This is a genomic window from Paraburkholderia phytofirmans PsJN (genome assembly GCF_000020125.1).
Lineage (GTDB): Bacteria > Pseudomonadota > Gammaproteobacteria > Burkholderiales > Burkholderiaceae > Paraburkholderia > Paraburkholderia phytofirmans.
Map to the genome: position 1 here is coordinate 4195636 of NC_010681.1, position 20596 is coordinate 4216231.

Consider the following 20596-nt stretch of genomic DNA (forward strand, 5'->3'; position numbering starts at 1 on the left):
CACTGCGCTGAGGACCGCCGCCTGAGCGCGGCACCGCTGACACGGGGCATCGACGAAGTGCGGCCTTACGGACGCCGCCGCTGCTGCGCCAGCATATAGGCGCGCAACAGTTTGTTGATGCGCGTCTGATAACCCTGCCCCTGCTCCTTGAACCAGTTCAGCACGTCCGCATCCAGACGCATTGTCACGGCCTGCTTCGGCGGAACGTGCAACTCGGCGCGTTGAAAAAAATCGTCGCCCAGTTCGGGCACGTCGGTTGTATCGATTTGCGCGTCGTCTGTTTTGGCGAGTCGCTTCCAGTCTGTTCCCGATGCCTTAACCATCATTTCACCTCTGCTCATGCCTGATTGCCACAGTGCCCGTCAATGCCAGACACGCTGCTTGAAGTGCCTGACCTCGTGCCGCGTTGCCTTGCGTGCCGAAATGATCCGCACCACGTCTTCGACCCGCTCGACATACACCACGATGCCCACAATGTTTGCGATCCAGCCCATCGCGAACCAGCGGTCTTCGCCGTAGTCTTCCCGCCGGTCCAACGCCGTGAGTAACGGGTGATTGAACACGTCGATAGCATCCTGAAAATCGATGCCGTGTTTGCGGATGTTGATCTGATTTTTGATTTCGTCCCATTCAAACAGCACGCGTCACCTGTATTGACGTTTGTACATACATCATAGCATGCAAAGGGCCGCTATGGCTGCGTGTGCCACGAGCTTTTGCGGCATACGTGTACGTCGGACTGGGTGCTTCAGATACCGGTTCCTAGGATGGCCGATCGGCCGAGCCGGTCTAGGACGTTTGAGTCGTTACGTATGTTTTTCGTGCTCGGTTCCGATGAAACTCACCCCGCCTCGACCACGAACCCATGCTGCCGCAAAAGCTGCAGCACGCCCTTACGGCCACCCAGATGCAGCGCGCCGATCGCCACGAAAACCGGCTTGTTCGGTGCGGCGATCATCAGCATCCGCGAGACGAAGCGCCGGTTGCGGTCATAGACGATCTTGTTGTCGATCGAATCGGAGATGTGTTTGTCACGGGCCAGCTTTTCCGATTTCGCGGCCTGCCAGGCGGCGATCGCATCCGCGTCGCCCACGCGCCACAGCCGATGCAAGGTCCGCACGTCCGCGACATTTTCCGCGGGCGTCTGCACCAGATCCTGTGCCAGCATCTCGCGCTGCTGCGCGAGCGACAGCCCCGTGAATGCGCGCATCTGCTGCGACAAGGTTTCGAGACCGACGATCTTGCCGCGTGTGCGCAAATACACGTTTTGCAGTTGCGCTTCCGACCCGTACTCGGTCTGCAGACCGGCACTCAGCGAATCGTAGGTTTCGACCAGCAACGAAGCGAGCCACGGCCGCATCTTCTTGATGGCGTCGAGTGCCGCCGGGTTGCCGTGCAGCCGGAGGGCCAGCTTGCGCCACAAAGGATCGGGCAGCAGTCCCGGCAGACAGTCGCGCCGGCAGACGCCGTACTTCGAGACGTCGTCTTGCGAAACCAGCAGTTCGTCGGGCGAGAGTTCGAGCGCCAGCGTCGGCGAGGCGGCGAGCGCGCCGAGGATCGGGGCGCGAAAAGGCTGATCGGCGGGATAGTCGGCGGGATCGCCGACATGCAGTGTGCCCAGCACGTAGATGGTGGTCGCGCCGCGCGTCGCGACATAGAACGGCATGCGCGCCGGCTGCGCGCGCACCGGGCCGCTCGCCGTGGTGCCCGGCAAAGCAGGCGGTGAAGCGGGAGGCGGGTTGGAGCCCGGCAAGCCGACGCGTGGCGGGGCCGGCATGTTAGGCACCGGCAGCGCCGGACGCCCCGCCTGCGCGGGTGCGTTGGCGGCGGCCCCGGCGGCATGCGCCACGCCGGACTGCCCTATGCCGAGAGGAAATACAGAACAAACGCCGAAGAGCGCGGCACCAGCCAGTGCACGCGCCTTCCAGCGCCGCGTTGAAGCGGCGTTCAGGCCGCCATCACGCAAGCGGCGCGCAAGACGACGCGCCGCCAACCCATCAGGCATCCACGTCCCCCACCTCCTCGGCGCGGTGACACGACACCTGGCGGCCATCCACTTCACGCAGCTTCGGTTCTTCGCTGCGGCAGCGGTCGATCACGTACGGGCAGCGCTGATGAAACGTGCAACCCGACGGCGGATTCAGCGGCGAAGGCATTTCGCCTTGCAGCTTGATCTTGATCGTGCGATCCGCCTCGAAGATCGACGGCGTGGCCGACATCAGCGCGCGCGTGTACGGATGACGCGGGTTCGAGAAAATCCGCTTCTTGTCGCCGAGCTCCGCCACGCCGCCGAAGTACATCACCATCACGTCGTCGGCGATATGCTCCACCACCGAGAGGTTGTGCGAGATGAACACGTAGCTGGTCTTGAACTGTTCCTGCAGATCCATGAACAGATTCAGAATCTGCGCCTGGATCGACACGTCGAGCGCCGATACGGGTTCGTCGGCGACCACGATCTGCGGGTCGAGAATCATCGCGCGCGCAATCGCCACACGTTGCCGCTGACCGCCGGAGAACATATGCGGATAGCGCTTCGCATGTTCCGGACGCAGGCCGACGGTGCGCATCATCTGCGCGATCCGTTCGGCGCGCTCGGTCGCGCTCAGTTGCGTGTTGATTGCGAGCGGTTCGCCGAGCGTCTGCTCGACGGTCTTGCGCGGATTGAGCGAGGCAAACGGGTTCTGGAACACCATCTGCACGCGCCGGCGCAGCGCTGCGATCTTCGCGTGATCGGCGCCGGCCACGTCTTCACCGTCGATCAGCAGACGGCCCGCGGAGGGCGCTTCGATCATGGTCAATTGACGCGCGAGCGTCGATTTGCCACAGCCGGATTCGCCAACCACTGCCAGCGTCTTGCCGCGTTCGAGCGCGAACGAGACTCCGTTGAGCGCCTTCACCGTGCCGGACGCGAACATGCCGCGCTTGACCGTGTAGTAGCGCGCCAATTGCTCCGCGACCAGCACGTGGTCGCCCGCATGGTCGGACTGGCGCCGCGTTTCGAGTACTGCGTTCATCGTGCGCCTCCATGGGTGTGAACGTTGGCGTCGCCGCCCAGGTTCAAAGGTTTGATGCAGCGCACGCGCGCTACTTCAGCGTGACCTTGCATCGGCGCGAGTGCCGGTCGCGCTTTCAGGCAGTCGTCGACCACGTATTTGCAGCGCGGCGCGAACAGACACCCTTTGGGACGGTCGTCGCGGCCCGGCACCATGCCCGGCAATGCGGCGAGCCGCACGGCGCCGACATTGTGCTCGGGAATCGCCGCCAGCAACGCTTCCGTGTACGGATGATGCGGCGCGGCGAAGATGTCCGGCACTTTGTTCGTTTCGATCACTTCGCCAGCGTACATGACCGCGACGCGTTGCGCGACTTCGGACACCACCGCGAGATCGTGCGAGATCAGCACGAGCGCCATGCCGCGTTCTTTCTGCAGCTTGATCAGCAACTCCATGATCTGCGCCTGGATCGTCACGTCGAGCGCGGTGGTCGGTTCGTCGGCGATCAGCAGCTTCGGGTTGCAGGCAATCGCCATGGCGATCATCACGCGCTGGTTCATGCCGCCCGACATCTGATGCGGAAACGAACCGATGCGCCCTTTCGGGTCGGGAATGCCGACCTGATCGAGCAGTTCCAGCGCGCGTTTGTCCAACGCGCTGCCGCGCAAGCCTTCGTGCAGCTTCAGCACTTCCTTGATCTGATAGCCGACGGTGTAACTCGGATTCAGACTGGTGAGCGCGTCCTGAAACACCATGGCGATGTCTTTGCCGATGATCTTGCGGCGTTCTTTTGCCGATGCCTTCAGCAGGTTCTTGCCGTTGAAGGTGATTTCGTCGGCGGTGACTTTGCCGGGCGCGTCGATCAGGCCCATCAGCGCCATCATCGTCACGCTCTTGCCCGAGCCCGATTCGCCGACCACGCCGACCACTTCGCCCGGCGCGACATCGAGGTTGATGCGGTCGACAGCGGGCAGGCCGTTGAAGTTCACCGCCAGATTGCGGATGGTCAATAAGCTAGACATTTAGGCCATCCTTTTCAGTTTGGGATCGAGTGCGTCGCGCAGCCCGTCGCCGAGCAGATTGATGGCAAGCACCGAGATCAGGATGGACAAGCCCGGCATGGTGACGATCCACCAGGCGCTGTCGATGTAATCGCGCGCCGAGGCCAGCATCGCGCCCCACTCCGCCGACGGCGGTTGCACGCCGAGGCCGAGAAAGCCGAGTGCGGCGGCATCGAGAATCGCCGACGAAAAGCCCAAGGTGGCCTGCACGATCAACGGCGCGGTGCAGTTCGGCAGCACTTGCGAGAACATCAGGCGCATGGTGCCGGCCCCCGCCACGCGCGAAGCCGTCACGTACTCCTTCTGCAACTCGCCCTGCGCCGATGCACGCGTCAAACGCACATAGCCCGGCAGCGCGACGATCGCGATCGCGAGCATTGTATTGACGAGGCCCGGACCGATGATCGCCACGACAGCGACGGCGAGCAGCAGCGACGGCAGCGCGAGCAGCACGTCCATGATGCGCATGATCGGCGTGTCCGCCCACTTCTCGAAGAAAGCCGCGATCAGACCGAGCACGACGCCCGGAATCAGCGCGAGCACCACCGAGACGAAGCCGATCCAGAACGACAGCCGCGCGCCGTACATCAGACGCGAGAGGATGTCGCGGCCCGCTTCGTCGGTGCCGAGAATGAACTTCCAGTTGCCGCCCTCGAGCCAGGCGGGCGGAATCTTCACGAAGTCGCGGTACTGTTCGATCGGACTGTGCGGCGCGATCAACGGCGCGAAGATCGCGATGAAGATCAGCACGAGCACGATGACGCCGGCGCTGACCGCGCCACGGTTGCGTGAGAAATTCGCCCAGAATTCACGGGCGGCGATAGCGCGGCCACTCGGGGGAGTGACCGACTGGGGGACTGCGTTTTGAATGTCTGCCATTTCGGTTTACCTCGTATGGCGGATGCGCGGGTTCAGCACGCCGTACAACAAATCGACGACGAGGTTCACGACGATCACCAGCGTGGCGATCATCAGAATACCGCCCTGCACCACCGGGTAGTCGCGCCGGCCGATCGCGTCGATCAGCCACTTGCCGATACCCGGCCACGAAAACAGCGTCTCGGTCAGCACCGCGCCCGCGAGCAGCGTGCCCACCTGCAGACCGATCACCGTCACCACCGGAATCAGCGCATTGCGCAACGCATGCACGACGATCACGCGCCCCGGCGACAAGCCCTTCGCGCGCGCGGTGCGAATGTAGTCCTCACGCAGCACTTCGAGCATCGACGAACGCGTCATGCGCGCGATCACCGCCAGCGGAATCGTGCCGAGCACGATAGCCGGCAGGATCAGGTGACTGAGCGCGGATTTGAACGCGCCTTCGTCGGTGGACATCATTGCGTCGATCAGCATGAAGCCGGTCACGTGCGGAATGTCGTATTCGACCGCGATGCGGCCGGACACCGGCGTCCAGCCGAGCTTCACGGAGAACACCATGATGAGGATCAAGCCCCACCAGAAGATCGGCATCGAGTAGCCGGTCAGGGCCGTGCCCATCACGCCGTGGTCGACCACCGTGCCGCGCCGCAAGGCCGCGAACACGCCCGCAGGCAAGCCGACGATCAGTGCGAACAGCATCGCGCAGATCGACAGTTCGACGGTGGCGGGAAAGCGTGCGAGGAATTCGCCCATCACGCTGGTGTTGGTGATGATCGAGGTGCCGAGGTCGCCGTGCAACGCACGCCCAATGTAGTGGACGTACTGCATGGGCAGGGATTCGTCGAGCCCGAGCCGGTGCATTGCCGCGGCGTGCATGGCGGGATCGACGCCGCGCTCGCCCATCATCACTTCGATGGGGTCGCCCGGTATCAGGTGAATCAGCGCAAACGCGAGGATCGTGATGCCGATGAAAGTCGGAATCACCATGCCGATGCGGCGCAAAACAAAGCGGAACATGGTTCGTCCCTATGGTCTTGGTGAAGAAAAAACGCAACCGGCGACGAGGGCTCGTGACCCCGGTCGCCGGACCATTTCGACCAGTTTTCTAACCGTGCGAAAAGCGTACTGCGCGAATTTTACGACTAGCTCGACGAATTACTTGATGCTGACGCCGTCGAAACGCGCATAGCCGAGCGGTTCGATACGCATATCCACCACCTTCTTGCTGACAGGCTGGTAGACCGTGGAGTGAGCGATCGGCGAGAACGGCAGTTGCTGCGCGAAGATCTGCTGCGCCTGCATGTAAGCCGTCGTGCGCGCGCCCTGATCGGACGTGACGCGGCCCTTCTGGATCAGGTCGTCGAACGGCTTGTAGCACCACTTCGAGAAGTTGTTGCCGTTCACCGCTTCGCAGCCGAGCAGCGTGCCGAGCCAATTGTCCGGATCGCCGTTGTCGCCGGTCCAGCCGATCAGCATCGTGTCGTCCTCACCTGCGTGAGCGCGCTTGATGTACTCGCCCCACTCATACGTGACGATCTTCGCCTTCACGCCGATCTTGGCCCAATCGGCCTGGATCATTTCCGCCATCAGGCGGGCGTTCGGGTTGTAGGCGCGTTGCACCGGCATCGCCCACAGCGTGATGTCAAAGCCGTTCGGATAGCCAGCCTTGGCCAGCAGCGCCTTGGCCTTGTCCGTATCGTAGGCCGCGCCCTTCAGGTTCTTGTCGTACGACCATTGGGTCGGCGGCATCGGATTCGTGGCGGCCTGGCCTGCGCCCTGGTACACGGAGTCGATGATCGCCTTCTTGTTGATCGCCATGTCGAGCGCCTGACGCACTTCGACCTTGTCGACCGGCTTGTGCGACACGTTGTACGCGAGGTAGCCGAGGTTGAAGCCCGGTTGCGACGGCATTGCGATGTTCGCTTCAGCCTTCAGCGGCGCGATATCGGCCGGACGCGGATAGCTCATCACCTGGCATTCGTCGCGCTTGATCTTCTGCACGCGCACGCCGGCGTCCGGCGTGATCGAGAAGATCAGCTTCGAGATCTTCACCGTGTTCGGCTTCCAGTAATCCGGATTGCCGTCGAAGCGGATCGTTGCATCTTTCGTGTAGCTCTTGAAAATGAACGGGCCCGTGCCGACCGGGAACTGGTTGATGTCGGCGGCCTTGCCGGCTTTCATCAACTGGTCGCCGTATTCGCTCGACAGGATCGACGCGTATTCCATTGCCAGATTCTGGATGAACGGCGCGTTGACTTCCTTCAGCGTGAACTTGACCGTGTACGGATCGACCTTTTCGACGCCGGTGATCAGCTTGTCGAGGCCCATGTCCGTGAAGTACGGGAACTGGACCGGGTAAGCCTTATGAAAGGCCGAGTTCGGGTCCAGCATGCGCTGGAACGTGAACACGACGTCGTCCGCGTTGAATTCGCGCGTCGGCTTGAAGAACGAGGTGGTCTGGAACTTCACGCCATGACGCAGATGGAACGTGTACGTCTTGCCGTCCGCGGACACATCCCACTTTTCCGCAAGGCCCGGTTCGACCTTGGTGCCGCCGCGTTCGAATTCGACGAGACGGTTGTAGACGGTGAACGTATTGGCCGTGAAATCGGTGCCCGTGGTGTATTGGGCAGGATCAAAACCCGCAGGGCTGCCTTCTGAGCAGTAGACCAGGGTTTTATTCGGAATCTCGGCGCGCGCGACACTTGCGCCCACCATCGATGCCGCTGCAGCTGCGACGAGCGTCGTAACACGCGCGGCGCGCAACAGATTGTTTTGCTTCATGTTTCCTCCAGGTTCGTGGCCGGCTCCCGCCAGCGTAGCGCGATATTACTTGAGCTTGGCTCACAGCACCAAGCGGAGGAAATTCCTGGTGTTGCGATCGGAGTTAGCGCTTCAGCGGTTACTCCGATCCCACGCAGCGCGGACGATCGGAAACCCTTCGGGCGTCAGGGCGGCCGCACGCCGGCGCTGGCCGGGCATGCGGCTCTAGAGGGCTGTCTCAGCAAAAAACGGCCCGCCGTCCTTACTTCAGGCCCACGTTCATGAATTGCGTCGGGCCGAACGGGTCTACCTTGAAGCCGGTAACATCTTTGCTGATCGGCTGATAGACCGTCGAGTGAGCGATCGGCGTGAACGGGACTTGATCCTTGAAAATTTCCTGAGCTTCGGTGTAAGCCTTGGTGCGCTCCGCCAGATCCGTCGTGCCGCGCCCCTTTTTGATCAGGTCGTCATACGGTTTGTAGCACCATTTGGAAAAGTTACTGCCGTTCACCGCGTCGCACCCGAGCAGCACGCCGAGCCAGTTATCCGGATCGCCGTAATCGCCCGTCCAGCCGATCAGCATGGCTTCATGCTCGCCAGCATGGCCGCGGCGAATATATTCACCCCACTCGTAAGTGGTGATCTTCACCTTCACGCCGATCTTCGCCCAATCGGATTGCAGCATTTCCGCCATCAGCCGCGCATTCGGGTTATAGGGCCGTTGAACCGGCATCGCCCAGAGCGTCAAATCGAAGCCGTCCGGATAACCTGCCTGTTTCAACAGTGCCTTGGCTTTTTCCGTGTCGTATGGAGCATCCTTCAGATTCTTGTCATAGCCCCACTGGGTCGGCGGCATGGGGTTGGTCGCCGCTTGTCCGGCACCCTGATACACCGACTCGATAATCGCTTTCTTATTGATCGACATATCGAGCGCGCGGCGCACCAGCACGTTGTCGAGCGGCTTCTTGGTAGTGTTGTAGGCAATAAAGCCGAGATTGAAACCGACCTGATTGGGGACGACGAGCGACGCGTCGGCTTTGGCTTGCGGAATATCAGCGGGACGCGGATACGACATGACCTGGCATTCGCCGCGCTTCAGTTTCTGCAGACGCACGGCCGGATCGACGGTAATCGCAAATATCAGTTTGCCGACTTTGACGACACCCGGCTTCCAGTAATCCGGATTACCGTCGAAGCGAATCGTGTCGTCTTTCGTATAGCTTCGGAAAATAAACGGACCCGTGCCGACCGGATATTGATTGATATCCGACGCCTTACCCGCTTTCAATAACTGATCGCCGTACTCAGCCGAGATAATCGACGCGAACGGCATGGCGATCTGCTGTAAAAACGGCGCATCGACTTCTTTCAGCGTGAATTTCACGGTGTACGGATCGACCGCTTCGACCTTCGCGATGTTCTTGGCGAGGCCGAGATCGGTGAAATACGGGAACGGCACCGAGTACGCTTTGCGGAACGGCTGCTCGGGATCGAGCATGCGCTGATAGGTGAAGACGACGTCGTCGGCGTTGAATTCGCGCGTCGGCTTGAAGAACGACGTGGTCTGGAACTTCACGCCGTGGCGCAAATGAAACGTATAGGTGAGCCCGTCAGGCGATACATCCCATTTTTCGGCGAGGCCCGGTTCGATATCCGTGCTGCCGTGCGCGAACTCGATCAGCCGGTTGTAGACCGTGTACGACGCCGCGCTGAACTCGACGCTGGTGGTGTATTGCGCACTGTCGAAGCCCGCCGGACTGCCCTCGGAGCAGAACACGAGCGTCTTGTCGGGCAACTTGGCCGCGTCGGCGACGGCGGGCAGCAGCGCGGCGCTCAGAACCGTACAGGCGCTCAGCACTGGAAGGCAGGTTTGGCGAACTGCAAACAGCAACTTGGGTACCGTCATCACGTTCTCCGCACAGCAGCCACGTCAGCTGCGCTTTGATCATAGACAGCACAAAAATCGGGTTCAATGAGGGCTTACGCGCCGCAAGTTGCATTCGCGCGGGCGTGTTTATTGCGTTGCAGCAGCCGCTGCTGCGGTCGCGCAAGCACGGAATCCGCGGTTTTGGCTTCGTTCGCGTGGCGCTCGGCCGGCACCCCTATGAGGCTCGCGCCGCCCGCCGCCGCGCCATTCGTCGCGCGAAAAAAAACCGCGCGGCCAAACGCGCCGCGCGGTTTTTCGTCTCCACGACGTGATGCGAGCTTAAACGGCCAGCCGTTCGCAGATCGCTTTCGTCGCCGCCGCACCGTTCAGCGTGTAGAAGTGCAGGCCCGGCACTTTGACGTCGATCAGACGCCCGCACAGGTCCGTCACCACATCCAGCCCGAACGCGCGAATCGACTCACGGTCGTCGCCGAAGCTTTCCAGCCGCCGAGCGATCCAGCGTGGCACTTCAGCGCCGCACATCTCCGAGAAACGCATCAGTTGCGAGAAGTTCGTGATCGGCATGATGCCCGGCACGATCGGCACATCGACGCCGAGTTTCCGTGCGTCGTCGACGAAACGGAAGTACGCGTCCGCGTTGAAGAAGTACTGCGTAATCGCCGAATTGGCGCCGGCCTTCACCTTGCGGGCGAAGTTGTCCAGATCGTGACGCGGCGAGCGCGACTGCGGATGGTATTCCGGATAGCCGGCCACCTCGATCCAGAACCAGTCGCCGAATTCGGCGCGGATAAAGCTCACCAGTTCCGACGCGTAACGCAACTCGCCGACCTCGCCCATGCCGGACGGCAGATCGCCGCGCAGCGCGACGATATGGCGGATGCCATGCGCGCGGTATTCGGTGAGAATCGCGCGCAGGCTCTCTTTCGACGAGCCGATGCACGACACGTGCGGCGCCGCCTCGAGCCCTTCCTTCGCCATTTCGACGACGGTATCGAGCGTGCCCTGTTGCGTCGAGCCGCCGGCGCCGAACGTGACGGACATGAACTTGGGCTTGAGCGTGACAAGTTGTGCGCGCGTGGCGCGCAGCTTGTCGACGCCTTCCTGCGTTTTCGGCGGGAAGAATTCGAATGATAGTTCGATCGGGTTCATGATTCAGTGTGTCAACCGAGACTGCGGTTGCCGAAAATAAGCGCGGACAGCAGCCAGGAAACGATGCTGTACAGAATCGAGCCGATGAACGCCGACCAGAAACCCGACACTTCGAAGCCCTTCAGCAGCGACGCGCACAGCCAGAAGCACAGCGCATTGACCACCAGAATGAAGAGTCCGAGCGTGAGGATCGTGACGGGCAGCGTCAGCAGGATCAGCACCGGCCGCAGGACCGTGTTGATCAACCCGAGCACCACCGCGACGATCAATGCGGTGCCGAAACTGCGGATATGAATCGACGGAACGAGGTAGGTGATGATCAGGAGCGCAAGCGCATTGATCAGCCAGGTCAGCAGCAAGGTCATGTAGAGCTCCTTCGGCAGGATGTCCGATAACGGGAAAAGCGCGTAAAGCGGCGGGCATGGCGGACAAAGCGGCGCATCATGCGCCGCCCTGTCGTCAAACTGTCATGCGGTCAAACCGCCGCGACGCGCTTAATAGCGGTAGTGGTTCGGCTTGAACGGACCATTCTTGTCGACGCCGATGTAGCCGGCCTGATCGTCCGACAGCACGGTCAGGTTCGCGCCGATGCGCGCCAGATGCAGGCGTGCGACTTTCTCGTCCAGATGCTTCGGCAGCACGTACACCTTGTTCTCGTACTTCTCGCCTTGCGTGAACAGTTCGATCTGCGCGAGCGTCTGGTTCGTGAACGAGTTCGACATCACGAACGACGGGTGGCCCGTCGCGCAACCCAGGTTCACGAGGCGGCCTTCAGCCAGCAGGATCACGCGCTTGCCGTCCGGGAAAATGATGTGGTCGACTTGCGGCTTGATGTTGTCCCACTGGTACTGGCGGGTCGACGCAACGTCGATTTCCGAATCGAAGTGCCCGATGTTGCAGACGATCGCGTTGTGACGCATCGCCTTCATGTGGTCGTGGCCGATCACGTGGTAGTTGCCGGTTGCCGTCACGAAGATGTCGGCCTTGTCCGCCGCGTATTCCATGGTCACGACACGATAGCCTTCCATCGCCGCCTGCAGTGCGCAGATCGGATCGATTTCGGTGACCCACACGGTCGCGCCCAGACCGCGCAGCGATTGCGCGCAGCCCTTGCCCACGTCGCCGTAACCGGCGACCACGGCGATCTTGCCCGCGATCATCACGTCGGTCGCGCGCTTGATGCCGTCGACCAGCGACTCACGGCAGCCATACAGATTGTCGAACTTCGACTTGGTGACCGAGTCGTTGACGTTGATCGCCGGGAACGGCAGACGGCCTTCTTTTTCCATCTGATACAGACGGTGCACGCCGGTCGTGGTTTCTTCCGTCACGCCCTGGATGTGCGCGAGGCGCGTGGAGTACCATGTCGGGTCCGCGTCGAGGTGCGAGGCGATCGACTTGTACAGCGCGACTTCTTCTTCATTCGTCGGCTTCGAGATCACCGAGCGGTCTTTTTCCGCCTTCGAACCGAGGATCAGCAGCAACGTGGCATCGCCGCCATCGTCGAGGATCATGTTGGCGAATTCGCCGTTCGGCCATTCGAAAATGCGGTGCGAGAATTCCCAGTACTCGTCGAGCGATTCGCCCTTGAATGCGAACACCGGCGTGCCGGCCTTGGCGATCGCCGCGGCGGCGTGATCCTGCGTCGAGAAGATGTTGCACGACGCCCAGCGCACGTCCGCGCCGAGCGCGGTCAGCGTTTCGATCAGCACGCCGGTCTGGATGGTCATGTGCAGCGAACCTGCAATGCGCGCGCCTTTCAGCGGTTGCTGCGCCTTGTACTCTTCGCGCGTCTGCACGAGACCGGGCATTTCCGTCTCGGCAATGTTGAGTTCCTTGCGGCCCCAGTCGGCAAGCGACATGTCGGCAACAACGAAGTCCTGGGAATTTTTGGAATCGATAACAGCGGCGTTCATCACGCCCTCCTTTCTAAGTAGTGACTAGAAATTTGACGTGAGCGCGGTTCGATGCGGTGGACAGGAAGCGCTACGCGCATCCAGCCCTCCGATTGAAGTCTCCGAGCCTGGCGGGCGGCCGGCGAATAGCTGATTCGCGGTACCCGTCGCAACGCTCCTCGAAGACGAACGGCGATTGTAGCAAAACGAGATGGCTTCGGGGCACGGATCGGGTTTTCAGGCGATGCGGATTTCTTGCGCTTCGTGCCTTCGCGCAGCCGCTGTGATGGACGCCTTGCAGGCGTCGCACGGCCTAGGACGCGGTGGCCTCGGCCGTCAAATTCGCCGCGCGCAATTGTGCGATGCCGGTGCGCGCGGTGTCGAGAAACTGCCTCGACACGCGGAACGCTTCGGCGACATCGGCGGGATCCGGAATCTGCAGTCCGAGTGCAACGCGGAAGTAGCGTTCGGCGTGAATGCCCGTGTGGTAATGCATGCGCACGCGCTTCGCATCACTGAGCCGCGGGTTGCCGAAGATATCGCGCAGCGCCCACGAAAACGCGCCGTCTTCGCCGCCGATACGGCGAAACGCGTCGTCCATCGGAAAGCCGCCGAGCGCGAGATAAGCCGCCCGGCGAATGAACAGGCCGCTGGGCACCGTATTGCTGAGCGTTGCAGCATGCGTGGCGAAGTCAGGGTGAGCCGTGAGCTCGCGCGGAAAATCCGCGTACTCGACGTCGAGCCGCACGGACACTTCCTTCGGGTTTCGCGCGAGGAATGCGCTCGCGGCGGCGAGGGCGCCGGGCAGATATTCGTCGTCGGCGTCGAGGAAGGCGATCAGGTCGTGCGACGCATGCATCGCGCCCCAGTTGCGCGCTCGCGCCGCGCCGCCGTTGTACGGCATCCGCAGCAGACCCACGCGCGCGTCGAGGCGGCCGCATTCGGCCACGATGTCCGCGGAGGCATCGATCGAGCCGTCGTCCACCACGACGATCTGCGTGGCTTCAGGCTGGATCCGGCAACTTTGCAGAGCGCGCGCGAGCGTCGCCGCGCCGTTGTAGCAGGGAATGATGATGGAAATGGGTGTCATGATGACCGAGCGTAATGGACGGCTAGGCGGTGAAAATCCCTTGATGTTATTCCGCTTGCCGCCGGGCGCATCTTGAAATGACCGCGACGTCTCTGGATCGGCACTCTGCAATATAAATATATTGACTTACAATCCACCGGATCATTCCAATTTGGAATTCTGGAGCCTGAGATCGTGGAACTACGTGCGCTGCGGTATTTCGTCGAAGTGGTGCGTCAGCAGAGTTTCACCGTCGCGGCCGAGCAGATGTTCGTCACGCAGCCGACCATCAGCAAAATGGTCAAGTCGCTGGAAGACGAAATCGGCTCTCCGCTGCTGCTGCGCGACGGGCGCCAGATGGTGCTGACCGATGCCGGCCGGATCGTCTACCAACGCGGCCAGGACGTGCTGGCCGCGCACGCGCAATTGCAGGCGGAACTGAACGATCTCGACACGCTCGGCCGCGGTCAACTCACCATTGGGATTCCGCCCATGGGCGGCTCGCTCTTCACGCCGGCCATCGCCGCGTTCCGCCAGCGCTATCCGAAAATCGAACTCAAGCTGTTCGAGCAGGGCTCACGTGCCATCGAGACGGCGCTGATCAACGGCGAACTGGAATTAGGCGGCGTGCTGCAGCCGGTCGACCCGGAAAATATCGATGTGCTGCCCATGACGCGTCAGTTGCTGTGGCTCGTCGCGCGCACGGGCTCGAGTTGGGACGATCTGCACGAGGTGCCGCTCGCACAACTCGCCAACGAGCCGTTCGTCTTCTACGGCGAAAGTCTCGCTCTTAATGATGTCGTCCTGAACGCGTGCCGCACCGCCGGCTTTGCGCCGACCATCGTCGGGCGCAGCGGGCATTGGGATTTCATGGCGGCGCTGGTGCTAGCCGGTGTCGGCATCGCCCTGTTACCGGCGCCGTATTGCCGGCGGCTCGACCCTGCGCAGTTCACCTGCCGGCCGGTGGTGGAACCGGAGATTCCGTGGGAAATGGCGATCGGCTGGCGCCGCAATGGTTATCTGTCGCACGCCGCGCGCGCCTGGCTCGAAGTCGCGCGCGAGGCGCTGCCGGGCCAGGCCGCCGACGATTTCATGCTCGGGCCGGGCATCGGCGTGACGGGTATCACGACACCGTTTCCGGCGCGGCCCGCCGAATAAAGCAATGCCGCCCGGCGCAAACCGGGCGGCATGTCTTACGCGCTGATTCCAGCCCGCAGTTACTGCTGCGCGACGAACTCGATGCGGCGATTGGCAAAGCGCCCGCTCGCCGTGTCGTTGCTCGCCACCGGACGCGCCTGACCATAGCCTTGCGCCAGCAGCGAATCGGCCGGCACGCCGGTCTTGACGAGGTAGGCGCGCACCGCATTGGCACGTTGCTTCGACAATTGCAGATTCGCCTGTTCGCCGCCGACGTTGTCCGAATAGCCCGCCACTTCCAGCCGCGCCGTCTTGCCGTTGCCCGCGCAGGCGTTCAGCACACGCGCCGATTGCTTCAGATCATCCACAGCCGAAGCCGGCACATGCGCGCTGGCGCTCGCGAAGTTGATCACTTGCAGATTCAGCACTTTGACCACGTCCGCTGCCGCGCACGAGCTATCCGGCGCGAGCAGGTTCTTGATCGCGCTGCGGAAGTTCTCGTTGGCATCGGCGACGGCGTGCGCGACGTCGAACGAACCGATCTGATACGACGTGCCGAGCAGCGACTTCAGCTTGTCGAGCCAGCCGAGCTTCTTGTCCGCGGCAGTGCCGCTCAGTTCGATGTGCGTACCGGCCACTTTCACTTCCGCGCCGGGCAGCGACAGCAGCGGCAACAGGCTGTCGAAATGAGCCAGCCAGTCGGCCGGTTTCGTGGCCGGGTCCACCGTGATATTCGGCACGAAGTTATATTGACCGAGGCGTTTTGTCAGCTCGTCCATCAGTTGCGTCTTTTCGGCTTCGCTGCCGACGGTGGCCGTCAGCGTCGGTTTGCCGGCGGCGTCGACGGTAAAGCTGAACTGGCTGTCTTGAGTCGGCACGATCGCGGCGGCCGGCTGCTGGGCGTCGCTAGCCGAACTGGCGGGCGTCGCGGCGCTGGCGGCAGGTGCCGATGCTGCCGCGTCGCTGGCGGTTACCACAGCGGCCGAAGCCTGAACCGGCGCCAAAGGTGGTTGCGCGGTAACCGGCACGTCGGCACTGTTGTGCGCGCCGACGCGGCCGGCGCTCTGCTCACCCTGGCAGCCGCGCAAAAACAGAAACGCCAGCACCGCAGCGATTGCCGCAAGCAGCCACCACAGCCACGTGTGCGAGCGGCGCTCTTCGCGCACCACGGCGTCCACGGGCACCTGGATGCTCGGCGACGCGTCGGCCGCCGGCTTGGCCGCGGGTGTCGGATGATCGATGTGCGACGAAACAGCCTTCAATTGCGCCAGTATGTTGCCGGCAAACGCGCCGACGCCGCCCAGACCGAGTGCGGCCATCAGGCGATCGTTAAGAAAAGGCGCAATGACCGGCAGTTGATGGCCCAGCAGCGTGGGCAATTGCCCGGCGTTGCCCCGACCTTCGAGACAATGCCGTTTCAGCAAGCCGAGCAGCGTTGCCCCGACGATGCCCGTCATGGCATGCGTGGCGTGCGCCGGCACGCCGGTTTGCGAGGCGACCTCGTCGCTCAACACGTCGACGCGGCGGTCCAGCGTTCGTTCGAGCAACTGCCGCCCGGCCATTTCGAGTTGGCTCAAGCCAGTCGTGCTGCCGATCAGGCGCGGCAGCTGTTCGGCGATATGGCCGTTCACTTCCGGCGAGAGGATCGTGGCGAAAAGCGAACGCGCACCGTCGAGCGTCGCGCCCTTTTGCATCAGACCGGCAACGAGCGCCGGCGCCGCGACGGCCAGCACCTTTTGAGTCGCGTCCGCCGGCAGCCCGAAGCGCCCCGCTAGCTGCCGCACCACACCGTCCGTCATGGCGGACTGAATCAGTTGAATTGCGTTGATGCTCATCGCTTCGCTTCCTCGAGTTCCCGAACGCGCCACCTAGCACGCTCCCTTTTGCGGCGCGATTATAGGTTTCGGGAAATCTCATAAACGAAACGGCACAATTTATGACGAATTGGCAGACGTTCGCTCAAGTTGTCTCATATTTAGCGGCAAAATCTGACATGTCGCTGAAGGCTCAGGCAGTATCCGCCGCCATGCCCGCTCTGCTGGTCGACGCGATCTTCAGCTCCGTTTGCGATGCGCGACGGGCCGCCGCGATCAGATCGGCCGCGCGCTCGCCGATCATCACCGTCGGCGAATTGGTGTTGCCGCCGATCAGCGTCGGCATCACCGAGGCGTCGACGATCCGCAGCCCCGTTACGCCTCGCACCCGCAACTGCGGATCGACCACGGAGCGCGCGTCGCCGCCCATCCGGCACGTAGCCACCGGGTGATAGATCGTGTCGGCATGCTCGACGATCGTGCGGCGCAACTCCGCGTCCGACTGGCCAGAATGGGTGTACAGCTCGCTGCCGCCATGCAGCGCGAGTGAGGGCGCATCGAGAATGCGCCGCGCCATTCGCGCGCCGTCCACCAGCAGATCGAGATCGCGCGGGTCGCTGAAGAAACGCGGATCGATCACCGGCGCGGTTCGCGCATCGGCGCTCGCGAGAGTCACGGTGCCGCGACTGTGCGGCCGCAACACGCACACGTGCAGCGAATAGCCGTGGCCCCAATGCATATGACGGTTGTGATCGTCGACGATGGCCGCGCAAAAATGCAATTGCAGATCCGGCCGGTCGAGCGTCGGCTTGCTCTTCAGAAAACCGCCCGCCTCGGCGACATTGCTCGACAGCATGCCCCGCCCATGACGCATGAACGTGACGAACTGCGGCAACATCCGCGCAATGCCGCGAATCGAAAAGCCGGTCGGCTCGATCGACGAAACCCGCTTGTTGATCGTGAAATCGACGTGGTCGATCAGGTTCTGGCCGACCTCCGGCGCGTCGTGCAGCACCGCAATGCCGAGCGACTGCAGATGCGCCGCCGGTCCGATACCCGAGCACATCAGCAGTTGCGGCGAATTGAACGCGCCCGCGGCAAGCACCACCTCCGCGCGCGCTTCGAGCGTTTCCGTGCGGCCGCCGCGCACGATCTCCACGCCGCTCGCGCGCTTGCCGTTGAAGGCGACGCGCAGCACGGTCGCGTCGGCGATCGTATGCAGGTTGGGACGCGCGCGGTCGTAGATATAGGCGCGTGCCACGCTGCAGCGACGTCCGTCGCGCTGCGTCACCTGGTAGAAACCGATCCCTTCCTGATCCGCGCCGTTGAAGTCGCTATTCGGTTTGTAGCCGGCTTCTATCGCTGCCTGCACGAAGCGCCGTGAAAACGGATTCTGATAGCGCAGATCGGAGACAGTGAGCGGGCCGCTGTCGCCATGCCACGCGTCGGCGCCGCGCTGGTTGCCTTCGGTACGGCGGAAATACGGCAGCACCTCCGTCCACGACCAGCCTTCGCAACCCAGTTCCGCCCATTCGTCGTAATCGAGCGGATGGCCGCGCGTGTAGATCATCGCGTTGATCGCACTCGATCCGCCGAAGCCGCGCCCGCGCGGCTGATACCCTTGCCGTCCGCCGAGCCCCGGCTGCGGCGTGGTCAGATAACCGTAATTGGTCTTGAGTTTGTGCGGCACCACGGCCGCCACGCCAACCGGCATGTTGACGAACAGATTGCGGTCCGTGTGCGGGCCGGCTTCGATCAGCGCGATCGTCGCGTCCGGGCAGCTATCCGCGAGACGGCTCGCCAGCGCGCAACCGCCCGAGCCTGCACCGACGATGATGTAATCGTATTGCATCCGCTCCTCCTGATGGGCCGCGTTGCTCGCGAACCCTTATGTCGTGCACACTTGTCTACGTGTGTTTCCCCGGCATTGTAGGGAGCGTTCGGATGGCGCGGCGGCTTCGCGCCAGAGCGATTCCTCTAAACGGAACGGCCGCCGCGCCCCTATGATGAAAGACGCGCTAACGCCCGCCTGGCGGCTGCGCGCGGCATTCAAACACGCCGTTGCACACGCCGTCCTTTCGACGCGCGGCATGACACGCGGCGATCAAACAGCGCATTGCCGGGCTGCATCGGCGAGCATGCGTTGAACGGAGACAGCAGATGGAACGGCACAGCTTCGGCCAGACTCACGAGGTGACCAATCAGGTTCCGCCGCTCGCGGACTACAACCTGTTTTCCAGCGACGCCGCGTTGTCCGCCGCCCTCGAACGCGACGGCGCCGGGTGGCATCGCGGTGCATTGGTGCGGCACGGCGCGGCGCTCACCACGCCCGAAACGCTGGCGCTCGCCGAGCTGGCCAACCGTCACGAGCCCGAACTTGTCACGCATAGTCCGCGCGGCGAGCGCATCGACGCGCTGGAGTTTCATCCTTCGTGGCACGCACTGCTCTCGCTGCTGCGCCGCGAAGGCCTGCACGCGCTGCCGTTTTCCGATCCACAACGCGGCGCGATGGTGGCGCGCTGCGCCGGTTACTTCCTGCATGCGCAAATCGAATCCGGCTCGCTCTGCCCGTTGACCATGACCTTCGCGAGCATCCCCGTGCTGCAACGCGAACCCGCGCTATTCGCGACGTTGCGCGACAAGCTCTACGCGCGCGAGCACGATTCGCGCGATTTGCCGCTCAAGCAGAAAACTTCGGCGATGATCGGCATGGGCATGACCGAAAAACAGGGCGGCTCGGACGTGCGCAGCAATCAGACCCGCGCCTACTCCACCGCCGGCAGCGGCCGTGGCGCCGCCTACCGGCTCGTCGGTCACAAATGGTTTTTCTCCGCGCCGCAGTGCGACGCGCATCTGGTACTCGGCCGCACCGACGAACACGAAGGCCTTTCGTGCTTCTACGTGCCGCGCTTCGCGCCGGACGGCCGCAAGAACAACGTGCAGATCCAGCGCCTGAAAGACAAGCTCGGCAACCGCTCGAATGCGAGCAGCGAAGTCGAATTCCTCGATGCGTTCGGCATCATGATCGGCGACGAAGGACGCGGCGTGCCGACCATCATCGAAATGGCGAATTACACGCGGCTCGATTGCGTGATCGGCAGCGCGGCGCTGATGCGTGCGGCGCTCGTGCAGGCAATTCACCACGCGCGTCATCGCAGCGCGTTCGGCCGGCATCTCGCCGATCAGCCGCTCATGCGCAACGTGCTCGCCGATCTGGCTTTGGAATCGGAAGCGGCGACGGTGCTGTTCATGCGTCTCGCGCGCGCTTTCGAAGAGTCGACCGACGCCGCCTCCACCTCGCTGGCCGAGCGCGCGTGGCGCCGCATCGTCACGCCCGCGGCAAAGTACTGGGTCTGCAAGCGCGCGCTGGAATTCACCGGCGAAGCGATGGAGGTCTGGGGCGGCAACGGCTACGTCGAAACCGGTCCGATGGCGCGCTTCTACCGCGAAGCGCCGGTGAATTCGATCTGGGAAGGTTCCGGCAACGTCATGTGCCTCGACGTGCTGCGCGCGATGGAGCGCGAGCCGGAAGCGGCGCAAGCATTGTTCGCCGCGTGGCATGCGGATGCGCAAGCGCATCCGGCGTTGAGCGCCGCACTCGGCAAACTCGCCGCCACGCTCAACGGACCGGCCGAGCATCGCGAAGCTTCAGCGCGGCGGATCGCGCAGCAAGTCGTGCTGATCGCGCAGGCCACCTTGCTGCTCAAACACGCGCCAGCGGAAGTGGCCGAGGCGTTCGTTGCCACGCGTCTCGCCGAAGGTTGCGGCGAAAGCGGCCGTGTATATGGCACGCTGCCGGCCACGTTTGATCACGCGGCGATCATCGAAAGAGCGTTTCCTGTCTGACGTTCGGCACGCACGCTTCAATCAAGCCGGGAAGCTACGGAAAAGCAGCGCAAGCAAATCCAAAAAAAGCGCGACTCGACGCGCAACGCAATCCATCAG

General features: G+C 62.9%; 18 protein-coding genes and 1 riboswitch. Of the genes, 3 read left to right on the forward strand and 15 right to left on the reverse strand.

From position 1 onward, the window contains the following. Nucleotides 1-65 precede the first annotated feature (65 nt). The 9 genes from BPHYT_RS18655 to BPHYT_RS18695 form a co-directional block, all read right to left on the reverse strand. A complete protein-coding gene (locus BPHYT_RS18655) occupies nt 66-341 on the reverse strand; it encodes a BrnA antitoxin family protein (protein WP_238535601.1) in 276 nt (91 codons plus the stop codon). Between the two features lie 21 nt (nt 342-362). Further along, on the reverse strand, nt 363-641 hold the full coding sequence (locus BPHYT_RS18660; RefSeq protein WP_012434664.1) for a BrnT family toxin: 279 nt from the start codon (nt 639-641) through the stop codon (nt 363-365). A gap of 200 nt (nt 642-841) precedes the next feature. Then, a complete protein-coding gene (locus BPHYT_RS18665) occupies nt 842-2005 on the reverse strand; it encodes a TraB/GumN family protein (protein ID WP_012434665.1) in 1164 nt (387 codons plus the stop codon). Continuing rightward, entirely contained in the window at nt 1998-3017 is a 1020-nt protein-coding gene (locus tag BPHYT_RS18670; RefSeq protein WP_012434666.1) for a peptide ABC transporter ATP-binding protein, read from the reverse strand. The genes BPHYT_RS18665 and BPHYT_RS18670 overlap by 8 nt, the downstream gene beginning before the upstream one ends. Then, nucleotides 3014-4018 (reverse strand): ABC transporter ATP-binding protein, encoded by a 1005-nt coding sequence (locus BPHYT_RS18675; RefSeq protein ID WP_012434667.1) that lies wholly within the window; start codon nt 4016-4018, stop codon nt 3014-3016. The genes BPHYT_RS18670 and BPHYT_RS18675 overlap by 4 nt, the downstream gene beginning before the upstream one ends. Beyond that, nucleotides 4019-4936 (reverse strand): ABC transporter permease subunit, encoded by a 918-nt coding sequence (locus BPHYT_RS18680; RefSeq protein WP_012434668.1) that lies wholly within the window; start codon nt 4934-4936, stop codon nt 4019-4021. Between the two features lie 6 nt (nt 4937-4942). Then, nucleotides 4943-5953 (reverse strand): ABC transporter permease subunit, encoded by a 1011-nt coding sequence (locus BPHYT_RS18685; protein ID WP_012434669.1) that lies wholly within the window; start codon nt 5951-5953, stop codon nt 4943-4945. A gap of 138 nt (nt 5954-6091) precedes the next feature. Continuing rightward, on the reverse strand, nt 6092-7720 hold the full coding sequence (locus tag BPHYT_RS18690) for an ABC transporter substrate-binding protein (RefSeq protein ID WP_012434670.1): 1629 nt from the start codon (nt 7718-7720) through the stop codon (nt 6092-6094). Nucleotides 7721-7961: 241 nt separating this feature from the next. Next, nucleotides 7962-9605 (reverse strand): ABC transporter substrate-binding protein, encoded by a 1644-nt coding sequence (locus BPHYT_RS18695; RefSeq protein WP_012434671.1) that lies wholly within the window; start codon nt 9603-9605, stop codon nt 7962-7964. A gap of 35 nt (nt 9606-9640) precedes the next feature. Here BPHYT_RS18695 and BPHYT_RS18700 point away from each other — a divergent pair, with 35 nt between their 5' ends. Further along, nucleotides 9641-9898 (forward strand): hypothetical protein, encoded by a 258-nt coding sequence (locus BPHYT_RS18700; protein WP_041758627.1) that lies wholly within the window; start codon nt 9641-9643, stop codon nt 9896-9898. 7 nt (nt 9899-9905) lie between these two features. On the opposite strand, the gene metF is transcribed toward BPHYT_RS18700, so the two are convergent. The 4 genes from metF to BPHYT_RS18720 form a co-directional block, all read right to left on the reverse strand. Beyond that, nucleotides 9906-10736 carry a methylenetetrahydrofolate reductase [NAD(P)H] gene (gene metF / locus BPHYT_RS18705; protein WP_012434672.1) on the reverse strand — a complete coding sequence of 277 codons (831 nt, stop codon included), beginning with the start codon at nt 10734-10736 and terminating at the stop codon, nt 9906-9908. Between the two features lie 11 nt (nt 10737-10747). Continuing rightward, nucleotides 10748-11101 carry a phage holin family protein gene (locus BPHYT_RS18710; protein ID WP_012434673.1) on the reverse strand — a complete coding sequence of 118 codons (354 nt, stop codon included), beginning with the start codon at nt 11099-11101 and terminating at the stop codon, nt 10748-10750. A gap of 129 nt (nt 11102-11230) precedes the next feature. Continuing rightward, nucleotides 11231-12652: an adenosylhomocysteinase gene (gene ahcY, locus BPHYT_RS18715; protein ID WP_012434674.1), complete on the reverse strand. Its 1422-nt coding sequence runs from the start codon at nt 12650-12652 to the stop codon at nt 11231-11233. A gap of 32 nt (nt 12653-12684) precedes the next feature. Further along, nucleotides 12685-12818, reverse strand: a riboswitch (S-adenosyl-L-homocysteine riboswitch). 126 nt (nt 12819-12944) lie between these two features. Then, nucleotides 12945-13721, reverse strand: a complete 777-nt coding sequence (locus tag BPHYT_RS18720) for a glycosyltransferase family 2 protein (protein WP_012434675.1) — start codon at nt 13719-13721, stop codon at nt 12945-12947. 174 nt (nt 13722-13895) lie between these two features. On the opposite strand from BPHYT_RS18720, the gene BPHYT_RS18725 reads away from it, so the two are divergent. Beyond that, nucleotides 13896-14858: a LysR family transcriptional regulator gene (locus BPHYT_RS18725; RefSeq protein ID WP_012434676.1), complete on the forward strand. Its 963-nt coding sequence runs from the start codon at nt 13896-13898 to the stop codon at nt 14856-14858. A 59-nt stretch (nt 14859-14917) separates the two neighbouring features. On the opposite strand, the gene BPHYT_RS18730 is transcribed toward BPHYT_RS18725, so the two are convergent. Both BPHYT_RS18730 and BPHYT_RS18735 read right to left on the reverse strand, forming a co-directional pair. Next, nucleotides 14918-16672, reverse strand: a complete 1755-nt coding sequence (locus BPHYT_RS18730) for an OmpA family protein (RefSeq protein WP_012434677.1) — start codon at nt 16670-16672, stop codon at nt 14918-14920. A gap of 172 nt (nt 16673-16844) precedes the next feature. Next, nucleotides 16845-18503 (reverse strand): GMC family oxidoreductase, encoded by a 1659-nt coding sequence (locus BPHYT_RS18735; RefSeq protein WP_012434678.1) that lies wholly within the window; start codon nt 18501-18503, stop codon nt 16845-16847. A gap of 308 nt (nt 18504-18811) precedes the next feature. On the opposite strand from BPHYT_RS18735, the gene BPHYT_RS18740 reads away from it, so the two are divergent. Then, nucleotides 18812-20497, forward strand: a complete 1686-nt coding sequence (locus tag BPHYT_RS18740; protein WP_012434679.1) for an isovaleryl-CoA dehydrogenase — start codon at nt 18812-18814, stop codon at nt 20495-20497. The last annotated feature ends 99 nt before the right edge of the window (nt 20498-20596 follow it).